This window comes from Streptomyces deserti, assembly GCF_054782695.1.
Genome location: NZ_BAAGRZ010000013.1, coordinates 81,639 through 93,715, shown reverse-complemented (window position 1 = coordinate 93,715; position 12,077 = coordinate 81,639). Strand labels below are relative to the sequence as shown.

Here is a 12,077-nt window from a genome sequence, read left to right as displayed (position 1 = left end):
ACCGGGCGGCGGCGGGAGGGAGCGAGGGGCGCCGCATGGGCCCCACTCTCGCACCCACTCCCGCCCAGGAGGCGTTACCGCTTCACGAGTCGTACCGACAGACCTTCCGCCGTATAGAGGGGTACGGCCCGCAACACGTCGGAGTTCAGCTCAATGCGGTCGAACTGGCCGCGCAGCCGCGGGGCGTGGAGGACGGGCACGACGGTCCCGGCGACGGGCGGGCGTTCGGCGTCGAGCCGCAGCACCAGCACGCTGCCCCGGCCCAGCACGCCCCGCCGCGCCACCGAGAGCGCCGGGCCGTGGTTCTTTCGGAGCAGCAGCTCCAGGGTCGTGTCGCCCTCCTGGACGTAGGTGCCGCGCACCCGCAGGACCTTGTCCACGTGGAGCGTGCCGCCCACGATCCGGACGTCGCCCTCACCCAGGGCGTTGGGTGATCCGGCGACCAGCACGCCGTCCTCGACCACGGTCCCGCCCTTGTAGCGGTTGTGCCCGGTCAGGGTGAGCGTGCCGGTGCCCCGCTTGGTCAGCGCGCCGTCGCCCTCGATGTCGTTGCGCCAGATGTCGGCCGCGTGGAAGCCTCCGGCCGTGGCGTCGAGGGTGACGGTCACGTCGGAGTCGAAGGCGCCGTATCCGTCCGCCGCGGCGAACAGGTTCAGACGGCCCCACTGCTCGAAGCCGTCCAGCAGGACGTACCCGGCGGGCAGCGCGGTCGTGCGCAGCACCTCGCGCCGCTGGGCCGCGGTGAGATACGGCAGCCGGGTCTCCAGCAGCACCTCGGCGCCCTTCGGCACGGTCAGGGGTGCCTTGCGTCCCTCCCGCTCCAGCACGTACGTCAACTTCGGCCCGACCAGGCGGGCATTGGCGTCCCGGTCGGCGTACGGGTCGCTGTCGGGGTCCGCCGAGTGGGCGTACGAGAACAGCGCGTCGGTGCCGGTCCGCTCCTCGAAGTAGGCGCGGGCCTGGGCGCGTGCCTCCGCCTTGAGCCGGGCGTTCGCCGGGTCCGCCAGCGTGGCGGCGGCCAGCGCGGTGGCCATGATCCGGCCGCCGATGACGTCGACGGTGGAGTGCATGCCGGCCACGATCCGGGTGTGGCTCAGCTCGAAGGCGCGCGTCACCAGCTCCTGGAAACGTTCGGGGATCGCGTACGCGTAGGCCAGGGCCGCCAGGTGCAGGGCGTTGGTGTGCCCGCTGGGGAAGCCGCCGTCGTCGGCCGGGTTCTCACCGCGCTGGCGCAGCAGTTGTGGGGCGACGATCACCTCCGAGTCGTACACGGGGAAGCCGAACGCGTCCGTCCTGCCGGTGTCGACGACCTCGCTGGCCTCGTTCATGCGCCACGGACGCGGGTACTGGAAGGCGAACTTGGCGGGGTTGCTGGAGGCGAACGGACCGCGCACGGTGTCGACCAGCCGGGCGACCTTGCCGAGCTCGGAGTCGTAGGAGCCCGCGCCGAGCGCGGAACCGGCCGGGGCGTCGGCGGGCAGGCTGTCGCTGATCCTGCCCGGCGGGGTGCCGTCCGGGGCGCCGGTGATCGACGTGACCGCCCTGGCGCCCTGCTTGTACAGCTCGGCGAGCGGACCGAGACCGCCGATCACCGAGTAACTCTGGTGCTGACGGTCGTAGACGAAGGCTTCGCTGGCCTGCTCCTCGGTGCGCTCGGCCGTGACGCGGGCGCAGTAGCGCATGTTGGCGCGCAGCACCTCGGGCCTGAGGGGCACTCCGGTGTTCCAGGCGTCGCCGGTCTTCCACACCTGGGCGAAGCCGCCGAGGATCCGGACGACCGCGTTGGTCTCGGGCGTCCGGTTGGCCGTGACGTTCGTCTTGTAGTCGTCGACGAACGCGGCCGGGGCGGTGGCGGCCTTGGCGTCCGCCGCGGCCAGCCAGGAGGCGAAGGTCGGGGCGGACACCGCAGCGGCGGACCCGCCGAGCGAGGCCTTCAGGAAGCGCCTTCTGTTGGGGGGGGGGGGGGGGGGGGAGTGGTGCCCGGCGGTTGACGGCATGCGTCTGCCTCTCTTGAGTGCTTCGGCCGTGCGGCCGGGGAGGTCGTGGCAGGTCGTGCGAACTGGCGTGACCGTGCGCGTCTTTGGTGACTTGTGAGTCACTCGGTGCGCACGGGTGAAGATCTACGGCCGGCGCGTGTCCCCTCGGCGAGGGCCCGGCGGCCGGGACCTGTCCCGCGGGTGAACGAGAGCCCGCCGGCTCACCGAAGCGAACGTGCCAGCGCGACCGCGCCCTCGACCGGCGGCACGCGCAGCGGCTGCGGCCGCGCACCGGGCAGGGCGGCGGCGAGTGCCGAGGCGAAGGCCTCGTAGAGCGCGGGCTGGGCGAGGACGGTGCTGCCCGCCACCACGACGTCGTCCACGGGCACCTCGCGTTCGGCGAGGCGCACGACCAGCGCGGCCAGCGCCCGGCCGCCCTCGGTGTTCACGGTGCGGGCGAGCGCGGAGCCCGCCTCGGCGGCCTCGAACACCACCGGCGCGTGCCGGCCCCACTCGGCGGAGACGTCCGTGGCGGCCTCCAGAGCCGCCCCGAGCGCGGGAACCTCGAGCACGCCGAACGCGGCGACGAGCCCGGCGGCCAGCGCGTCGGGCTGCTCCCCGCGGTCGTGCGCCGCCCAGACGGCCCGCGCGGCCTCGCGGACGAGTCCGGCCGCGCCGCCCTCGTCGCCGAGCACCGCGCCCCAGCCGCCGACCTGGACCGGCGTGCCGTCGGGCCGTCTGCCCACCGCGACCGAACCGGTGCCCGCGACGAGACCGACCCCCTTGTCCAAGCCGGCGGCGGGAACGAGGAGTTCGGCATCGCCCACGACCAGTGCGGGAACCCCGAGGCGTTCCTGGAGCGCGGCGCGGATCCGCGCGCACTGGCGTGCCGTCTCGCAGGCGTGGGCGCCCACCGCGACGGCCGACGGGCGGGCGCCCGCCGGCAGGGTGTCGTGGACCAGCGCGGTCAGCCAGTCGGCGGCGGCCACAGGGTCGTGCGGTCGCCAGCCGCTGCTCGGGCGGACATGGCCGGCGACGGGCTCGCCGCCCGCGAGGGCGCGCAGCTGCGTCTTGGTGCCGCCCACGTCGATACCCACCACGTAAAGCGTGGAGTCCTGCACGGATCCTCTTTCGTCGGTGCGCCGTCACGGCGAACGGCGGGCGAACCGTGCGTCGGAGAACGGCAGTTGAAGAGGTTCGGGAAGCCCCGGGACGGGCTTCTTACGGCCACGGCAGGCGAGTACCGCGAAGTTCGTTAGGAAGTTAACTAACGAAGTAGAGTGCGTCAAGAGGCGCGGAATTCCCGATGACGCGCCATCCTTGCGGCCGTCACCGCCGCAGCAGCACGACCTGGGGAGAACATGCAGCTGAGTGAGAGTGCCCGCGTGGTGTTCGACGTCCTGGCCGGGGCGGGCACCGCCACGCGCCCCCAGCTGGCGGCCGGTGCGGGCCTGTCCAAGCCGACGGTCTCCTCCGCCGTGGCCGAGCTGGAGACCGCCGGGCTAGCCGCCCACTCGGGCACCGCCTCCGGTGCCACCGGCCGGTCCGCCGCCGTCTACCGGCTCGGCCCGGCCGCCGGCGCCGTACTCGCCGTCGACCTGGGCCCCAGCGTGACCCGGGTGCGCGGCTGTGCCCTGGACGGCATGCTGCTCGCCGAGGAGACCGGCTCACGGCCGGAGGCCGCCGACACCGTCCGCGAGGTCCTCAAGGAGCTGCCCGACACGGCCCCGCTGCGGGCCGTCGTCGTCGCCGTCGGCGATGTCACCACCCGGGACCGGGAGGGCGCCGGGGAGCGCCCGGCGACCGCCAAGGCCGGCCCCGTTTTCGACGCCATGGCCGTCGCCCTGCCCGACGGCGTGCCCGTCCACGTCGAGAACAACGTCAACTGCGCCGCGCTCGCCGAGCTGCACGAGGGCGCCGCCCGCGGCCGCGACACCTTCGGCTACCTGCGGATCGGCGTGGGTATCGGCCTCGGCATCGTGGTCGGCGGCCGGGTGCTGCGCGGCGCGAACGGCGCCGCCGGTGAGGTGGCCCGGCTGCCCTATCCCTGGGACGACGGCCGCGAGCCCCGGCACGAGGGCCTGGAGCAGCACATGGGCGTGCGCTCTCTGCTGCGCCGGGCCTCTCAGGCCTGGCAGGACGGCGACGGCCCGTGCCCGCGCAGCGCCGAACGGCTCTTCGCCCTCGCCCGGCAGGGCCACGCCACGGCCCGGACCGTGGTCGCCGGCCACGCCACCGACATCGGGCGTCTCGCCGCCGCCGTGACCGCCGTGCTGGACCCCGGCCTGATCGTGCTGGGCGGCGCCACCGGGTCGGATCCGCAACTCCTGCCGGGCGTGCGGGCCGAACTGGCCCGGCTGAGCTGGCCCACCGAGGTGGTCAGCAGCATGGTCGGCGACACCGGCACCGTGGCGGGCGCGAGCAGGCTGGCGGTCGCCCACGGAATCCAAACCGTGACCGGAGCCATGACGGCGAAGCATTGACGGTTTCCCGCTCGGTCTGCCAATGTCCGGACAAGCGCTTTCTGAGCCGGGCGGGACCCCGGCTCGGGCCAGGCGTCCCGCCGTGCCGACCCGCACGGCGACCGTACGAGGGCGTGCTCGTACGGCAGCGGCCGGAGTGACGGCCGGGGACCACCTGCCCTCAGGGCGGCGCGGCCGGGCGAGGCCGCGCACCGGAGAGCGCGCATCGAGCAGGCGCCGACGGCGCACCTCAGGGACGTGACCCGTGCTGTTCTTCACCGGCCGGGGAGCCGACACGCACATCCAGGGAGGACCCCGTGGGTCACCACATCTCGCGCAGAACCCTTTTCCGCACCGCGAGCGGCCTGGCCGCCGCCGGAGCGCTCGGCGGCACGCTCAGCGCCTGCGGCGGAGGCACCGGCGCCGGCACCAAGACCGACAAGCTGACCATGACCTGGTGGGGCAGCGACGACCGGCACGCGGCCTACAAGAAGGCGCTTGCGTACTTCCAGAAGCAGAACCCGAGGATCAAGATCCAGGAGACCTACCAGGGTTACGACGGGTACTTCGACAAGTTCAACACCCAGATCGCCGGCGGCAGCGCCCCCGACCTGGTCCAGATGGACACCGCGCTCGTCGCCCAGTACGCGCGCAAGGGCGTCATCGCCCCGCTCGACTCCTACGTCGGCAAGACCCTCGATCTCACCGGCTTCCCCAAGACGCTCCTCGCGGCCGGCACCGTCGACGGCAAGCTCTACGGCGTCCCCTCCGGCATCGGCGTGAACCAGCTCACCGTCAACCGCAGCGGGCTGGAGAAGCTGGGCCTGAAGTTCCCGGACCCCGAGTGGACCTGGGCCGACCTGAAGAAGGTCGCCACGGACGTCCACAAGAAGAGCGGCGGCAAGATCTACGGCGTCGACGACGGCGGTGGCGGCACCCTCCAGTGCTTCGAGATCTTCGCCCGGGAGAAGGGCCAGCAGTTCTTCGCCACCGACGGCAAGAACGTGGGCTTCACCCCGGACACCCTCCAGGAGTGGTGGGAGTACTGGGCGTCGATGCGCAAGGACAACGCCTCCCCGCCGCCCGCCATCACCTCCGCGGCACACAACGACCTCACCAAGAACGGTGTCGTCATCGGCAAGACCCTGTTCACCTTCGACTCCGGTGTCTACGGCGCGGGCGGCTCCATCACCGACGCCACCCTGGACTTCCTGCCCACCCCGCGGGGCGACTGGTCCGGTGCCCGCGAGGGCAACTTCGTCAACGGCGGCGTCCTGCTGAGCGCGACCAAGGCCAGCAAGCGCATCGCCGACTCGGTGAAGATCATGTCGTTCTTCGCCCAGGACGAGACGGCCATCAAGGACATGCAGCTGTTTCGCGGCATCCCGCCGACCGAGAAGGCCCGCAGCATCATCGCCGCCGGCCTGGACGACACGGACAAGCGGAACATGGCGATGGCCGACTACATCTCCAAGCGGGTCGCCAAGGCCACCGACGTCCTGCCCGCCCCGCAGCCCCCGCCGCAGGGCGCCGACCAGGTCTGGAACCTGCTGTTCGAGTCCAACCTCGCGATCGCCTTCGGCAAGAAGTCGATCAAGGCGCAGCTCTCCGAGTTCTTCGACCAGGCGCAGAACATCCTGGCCGGGTAGTCCGCGCCGCATCGCTGAACCACGGGAAGAGGCCAGGGAGATGAGTATGACCACCGCCACCACCGACGAGGTCGCCAAGGAGCCGTCGGCTCCGTCGACCCCGTCCGATCAGCGGGAGCGCGACCGTATGCGCCGCCGCGCCGCCAGACGGCGGGGCGGCGGGTGGTGGCCGTACCTCTTCCTGGCCCCCTGGTTCGTCGGCCTGTTCGGGCTGACGATCTATCCGATGCTCGACTCGCTGTACCTGTCGTTCACCAACTTCGACCTGCTCACGCCCGCGCAGTGGGTCGGCCTGGACAACTACCGCCAGATGTTCACCGACGACCCGGTCTTCTGGCAGTCGGTGAAGGTGACCGTCCTGTACGTGGCGGTGTCGGTGCCGCTGAAGCTGGCCCTCGCGCTGGCCGTGGCGATCCTGCTCAACCGGCCGCTGCGCGGCCTCGGCTTCTACCGCGCCGCGTTCTACCTGCCGTCGCTGCTGGGCGGGGCGGTGGCCATCGCCATCGTGTGGCGGCAGCTGTTCGGCGGGGACGGCCTGTTCAACGACTTCCTCGGCTGGTTCGGCATCAAGGGCCAGGACTGGATCTCCGACCCCGACACCTCCCTCTACACGCTGATCCTGCTGGCGGTGTGGCAGTTCGGCACCCCGATGGTCATCTTCCTCGCCGGCCTCAAGCAGCTCCCGAAGGACGTCTACGAGGCCGCCGCCATCGACGGCGCCGGCGTGCTGACCCGCTTCTTCCGCATTACGCTGCCGCTGCTCACGCCGATCGTCTTCTTCAACGTCGTGCTCCAGATCATCGGCGCGTTCCAGACCTTCACCCCGGCGTACGTCGTCAGCAACGGCAGCGGCGGCCCGCTGAACTCGACGATGCTGTACTCGCTGTACCTGTACAAGAAGGGCTTCACCGAACTGCACATGGGATACGCCTCGGCGCTGGCCTGGGTGCTGTTCCTGGTCATCGCGGTGTTCACGGCGATCAACTTCATCGCCAGCCGTTACTGGGTCCACTACGACGACTGAGCGCCAAGGAGTACGTCACCCCATGTCCGCCATCACCCCGGCCGTGAAGCCCCTGCGGAAGCTGCGCTCCCTCACCGGCCCCCGCCGCATCCTGCTCCACACGCTGCTCATCGGCGTGGCCCTGCTCATGCTGTACCCGCTGCTGTGGATGCTCAGCAGCTCCCTGAAGCCCGACACCGAGATCTTCACCCACCCCGGGCTGATCCCGGACGAGGTGCGCCCGGAGAACTACTCCGAGGGCTGGAGCGGCTCCGGCAACTCCTTCTCCCTCTACATCACCAACTCGCTGATCGTGACGATCGGCGCGGTGATCGGCAACGTCATCTCCTGCTCGCTGGCCGCCTACGCCTTCGCCCGCTTCGACTTCCGCGGCAAGAAGATCTGGTTCGGCCTGATGCTCGGCACGCTGATGCTGCCGATGCAGGCCACCCTGATCCCGCAGTACACGCTGTTCTACAACCTGACCTGGATCAACACGTTCCTGCCGCTGATCGTGCCGAAGTTCCTCGCGGTGGACGCCTTCTTCATCTTCCTGATGGTCCAGTTCATCCGCTCCATCCCGCGCGAACTCGACCAGGCCGCGATGATCGACGGCGCCAACCCGCTGCAGATCTACCTGAAGATCATCCTGCCGCTGATGCGCCCGGCCCTGATCACCACGATCATCTTCACCTTCATCTGGACCTACGACGACTTCTTCAGCCAGCTCGTCTACCTCCAGCAGAACAACCGCTTCACCGTGCCCCTCGGCCTGACCCTGTACATCGACCAGACCAGCGGCTCCTCGTACGGCGCGATGTTCGCGATGTCGACACTCGCTCTCCTGCCCACGCTCATCTGCTTCCTCGTCTTCCAGAAGAGGCTGGTCGAAGGCATGGCGACCTCCGGGATGAAGGGCTGAGACGACATGCACCTGCCGCACCAGCGCGCCCCGTTGCACGACCTGGCGGACACGCCGGAGGCCTACGACGCCGTCCTCGCGGACGTCACCGAACAGGCCCTGGCCCGCATCACACCCGAGGGCAACCTCGAACACCCCGCCGCCGGCGACGACATCGGCGACACCTCCCTCGGCATCACCTCCCTGCTGGCGCTCGCCTGGCAGCGCACCAAGGACCCGCGCCTGCCGGAGGCGGTGCGCCGCAGCCTCGCCTTCCACCTGCGCGAGCGGGTGTTCAGGGACGACAACCCCGGCTACCCGAACCTGACGGTCCGCAACTCCGGTCTCCCGTACGCCCGTTACGTCCTGGAACCGGGCGCGCACCCCATCGGCGACTGGCCGAGCACGGTGTGGGCGCTGCTTCAGGCGGTCAACGTGCTGGAGGTGGCGGACGGCCTCGCCGACGACGGACAACGCGCGGAACTCCTCGACTTGGCGCACGGCTACTGGCGCTGGCTGACCGAGGCGACCTTCTTCAACCCGCAGGAGGCGGGCAACCAGGCCATCGGCTGCGTGGTCGGCGGCCTGATGCTGGCCCGCCATCTCCCGCCGGGGGAGGGCGAGCCGGTCCGTGCGCGGGCGATGAGCCTGTACGCCGACGAGATCCGTGCCCGCCGGGTCCGGGACCGGGGTGCGCTGCTGCCGCCCGAGCACGGCGGCGCGTACGACAACAACTACGGCCCGATCTCCCTGTCCTTCCTCGCCCAGGCGCACCGGGTCAGCGGCGAGGAGATCTTCGCCGAGGACGGTGACGTGCTCGCCCGCTACATCGACGCGCGCCTGACCAGCGGCGGCTTCGACAACGGCGGGCCGCGCTACAGCGAACAGCACTCCGGTTTCGAAGCGGTCCTCGGCCTGCGCTACTTCAGCCGGCGCATCGGCTCCGACCTCGGCCGCTACCGGGGCGACACCCGCTGGGCCCGCCACGCGGTCAAGCCGGACGGCGGCATCGACGGCCACTTCGCCTTCATGCTGGTCTGGCAGATCCAGGACACCACCCGCTGGCACCGCACCCCGTCGACGGCCCCGGCCCGGCACCAACTGCGCGCGGGCGCGGTGTCGGTGGCCTTCGACGACCGCATGACCCCCGCCCTCGTCGAAGCCGCGGGACGGTACTACCTCCCCGCCGCGGTCAACCGCCAGCACGGCTTCGGCCCGGTCCTGGACGGCTTCCTGCTGTGCCGCCCGATGGGCGAGGTCCGTGTCCGTGACGTCCGCGCCGACGGCCTGGCCGCCAAGCTGGTCACCAAGCCGGTCGTCGGCCGCGACCACGTCCTGCGCCACGTCCAGTCCCTGTACGTCACCGACGGCACCCGCCTGTGGATGACGGTCTCCGTCGAGCGCCTGCCCGGCACGCCGTACCTGCTGGCCGGGCTGCCGTACGCGGCGGACGACGGCGACCGCGTCCGCCGGACCGCCGACGCCGAGGTCACCGCCGCAGGGGAACTGCGCCTGACCCACCCGGCCACGGACACCGCCGACCACTTCGACGCCCGCGCGGAAACGACCCAGGAGCAGGCCGCCTTCGCCCTGGCCGCCGACCCGCGCGGCTACGGCAACCCGGACGAGGGCTGGCGCCACCTGGTCGCCTCGACGGCCCTGGAGGCCGAACCGGCCCCCGGCGCCCCCGAGGACCTGCACGTCTTCGCCGTGCGCTACGGCCAGGACGGCGCGTTCACCCCCACGTTCGACCGGGACGGGGTAGGCCTGAGGGTCCGTACCGAGGCGTTCACCGCGGTGATCGGCGACGCGGCGGGCGGTGCCCACGCGGAACCGGAGCTGGCGCTGACCGGCTGAGACGGCCGGCCGGAGGGATCGCGCACGGCCGGTGCCGGGGCGGCGAGTGCCTGGAGGGGCTCGCCGCTGTTCTCCTGTGCGGCGAAAAGCGGTTGGCCGTCGATCGGCGAGCCCGGATAATTCGCGTGTCCAGGGGCGGGGAGGAAGCGTGGCGGTGTTCGCGTGTGCGGGGTGCGGCGCTGTGCTGACCGCCCCCGTGTCGCAGGTCGCGCTTCCCGAACACGCCCACCACACGTACGGACACGGGCTGCTTCCCGCCCTCATGGAACCCGGGATGTACGCCGTCGACCCGGAGCCCTCCGGGCCGCCCTGGCGGCCGTGGAGCGAGATCGGGGCTGAGGAAGCCGAAGCCCGAGGCGTGTTCGCGCCCGTGCACGGCCTGTCCTTCGGGCCACGGGGAGCGATCGTCGTCGCGCCCGGTGACCTCCGCGGCACGGTCCTGATCCCCGAGCGCTGCGACGGCTACTGCCTGGGGCTGGACGGCAGGGACGGCCCGAACCTGGCCTGCGCGCGATGCGGGCGGGTGGTGGCGACCCGCATCGACGACTGTTCGTACTGGCAGGCGGTATGGCTCGTCCCGGACGCGGTGCGCCGCCTCCCCGTCGAGGGCCCGGTGCGCCGCACGGTCCCCTGGGAGGCGCTGGCGCGGGAGTGGGAGGGCACACCGCCGGTCGACCAGTCCGGGGCGTGGAACCCGCGCTGGGAGACGACGGCCGGGGCGGCGCTGGCCCATCTGCTGGCGGCCTCGGGGGGTACACCCGTGGCCCTCCCCGACGGCCTCCTCGCGGACACCCTCGGCCGCGCACTGGACGCACTGCTCCCGCCGGGACCGCCGGCGAAGCGGGCGGCCCTGGCCGGACCGGACCTGCCCACCCCCGACCCCGATCCCGACATCGCCCTGGTCCCGCGCCATCCGCAGACGGGAAGGACGTGGCAGCCGGCCGGCGCGGCGGCCACCGTGCCGCTGGCCGCAGACGTGTGGCTGCACCTGGCCTTCGGTCACGACCGGCTGCCCGTTCCCGTGACCGGCGGCCTGCCCGACGGTGTCCTTCGCGACGATCCGCCGCCCCCGTATCCCCGGTGGCCGTTCCAGCCCGTCTCGGGACTGTTCCTCGCGACGCTGGCACGACTGCCCGCCGTCCGTCAGCCGTGGCTGCGCGGCATCCACGACCGGGTGAGGGAGCAGCCGTACGCTCACCCGTTCTAGGACCACGCCCGGGAGGCCCCATGCAGCACGTCCCCGCCGCCGACCGCATCCACCGTCTGGTGTCCTCACCGGCCGGTCGCATCCACCTGGTCGAGCAGGGCAGCGGACCGCTGGTCCTGCTCGTGCACGGCTTTCCGGAGTCCTGGTACGCGTGGCGGCACCAGCTGCCGGCGCTGGCAGCCGCCGGCTACCGGGTGGCCGCGATCGACGTCCGCGGATATGGCCGCTCTTCGCGGCCCGGGGCGGTGGAGGCCTACCGGATGGTCGAGTTGGTGGCGGACGACGTCGCCGTGGTGGACGCCCTGGGGGAGCGGTCGGCGGTGATCGTCGGACACGACTGGGGTGCGACCATCGCCGCCACCTCCGCACTCCTGCGGCCGGATGTGTTCCGGGCGGTCGGGCTGCTCGGCGTGCCCTACACCCCGCCCGGCGGCCCCAGGCCCAGCGAGGTCTTCGCCCGGATGGGCGGCGAGGAGGAGTTCTACGTCTCCTACTTCCAGCAGCGGGGCCGGGCCGAGGCCGAGATCGAGCCCGATGTCCGCGGCTGGCTCGCGGGCTTCTACGCCGCCCTGTCCGCCGACACCATGCCCGCACCCGGCGCCCCGGACCCGCACTTCATCAGCCGCGGCGGGACGCTGCGCGACCGGTTCCAGGCCGGCTGCCGGCCTGGCTCAGCCAGCGGGACCTCGACGTCTGTGCCGGGGAGTTCGAACGCACCGGAATGACCGCGGCCCTGAACCGGTACCGGAACATGGACCGCGACTGGGAGGACCTGGCCGGCTTCGCCGGCGCTTCCCTCACCCAGCCGTCACTGTTCGTGGGCGGGGCCCTGGACGCATCCACCACCTGGCTGGCGGCGGCGATCGAGGCGTACCCCACCACCCTGCCCAACCTGACCGTCTCGCGCGTTCTCGACGGCTGCGGCCACTTCATCCAGCAGGAACGCCCCGAGGAGACCAACCAGCTCCTGACCGACTGGCTCGCCGCGCTCGCCCTCTGACGAAGCCGTGCGGAACGTCAGC

The 12,077-nt window shown here is 72.0% G+C and carries 8 protein-coding genes and 1 pseudogene; 7 read left to right on the top strand and 2 right to left on the bottom strand.

Features of this window, described 5'->3' with window-relative positions; translation table 11 throughout:
- Positions 1–74: 74 nt before the first annotated feature.
- Positions 75–1,997, bottom strand: a complete 1,923-nt coding sequence (locus tag ACYVMZ_RS22050) for a phosphatase PAP2 family protein (RefSeq protein ID WP_461082245.1) — start codon at positions 1,995–1,997, stop codon at positions 75–77.
- Positions 1,998–2,197: 200 nt separating this feature from the next.
- The gene (locus tag ACYVMZ_RS22045; protein WP_461082243.1) at positions 2,198–3,097 is read right to left on the bottom strand and encodes an N-acetylglucosamine kinase; all 900 of its coding nucleotides are present in this window, start codon (positions 3,095–3,097) and stop codon (positions 2,198–2,200) included.
- A gap of 240 nt (positions 3,098–3,337) precedes the next feature.
- Between ACYVMZ_RS22045 and ACYVMZ_RS22040 the strand changes: the two genes are divergently transcribed.
- The 7 genes and pseudogenes from ACYVMZ_RS22040 (at position 3,338) to ACYVMZ_RS22010 (ending at position 12,055) form a co-directional block, all read left to right on the top strand.
- Entirely contained in the window at positions 3,338–4,459 is a 1,122-nt protein-coding gene (locus tag ACYVMZ_RS22040; protein ID WP_461082241.1) for an ROK family transcriptional regulator, read from the top strand.
- A gap of 296 nt (positions 4,460–4,755) precedes the next feature.
- Complete coding sequence (locus ACYVMZ_RS22035; RefSeq protein WP_461082239.1) at positions 4,756–6,087, top strand: ABC transporter substrate-binding protein; 1,332 nt, start codon at positions 4,756–4,758, stop codon at positions 6,085–6,087.
- Positions 6,088–6,133: 46 nt separating this feature from the next.
- Positions 6,134–7,111, top strand: coding sequence for a carbohydrate ABC transporter permease (locus ACYVMZ_RS22030; RefSeq protein ID WP_461082237.1), 978 nt, complete (start codon positions 6,134–6,136; stop codon positions 7,109–7,111).
- Between the two features lie 22 nt (positions 7,112–7,133).
- The gene (locus tag ACYVMZ_RS22025; RefSeq protein WP_461082235.1) at positions 7,134–8,012 is read left to right on the top strand and encodes a carbohydrate ABC transporter permease; all 879 of its coding nucleotides are present in this window, start codon (positions 7,134–7,136) and stop codon (positions 8,010–8,012) included.
- Positions 8,013–8,018: 6 nt separating this feature from the next.
- Positions 8,019–9,848: a hypothetical protein gene (locus ACYVMZ_RS22020; protein ID WP_461082233.1), complete on the top strand. Its 1,830-nt coding sequence runs from the start codon at positions 8,019–8,021 to the stop codon at positions 9,846–9,848.
- 148 nt (positions 9,849–9,996) lie between these two features.
- On the top strand, positions 9,997–11,055 hold the full coding sequence (locus ACYVMZ_RS22015) for a hypothetical protein (RefSeq protein ID WP_461082231.1): 1,059 nt from the start codon (positions 9,997–9,999) through the stop codon (positions 11,053–11,055).
- Between the two features lie 20 nt (positions 11,056–11,075).
- A pseudogene (locus ACYVMZ_RS22010) lies at positions 11,076–12,055 on the top strand (alpha/beta hydrolase).
- Positions 12,056–12,077 lie beyond the last annotated feature (22 nt).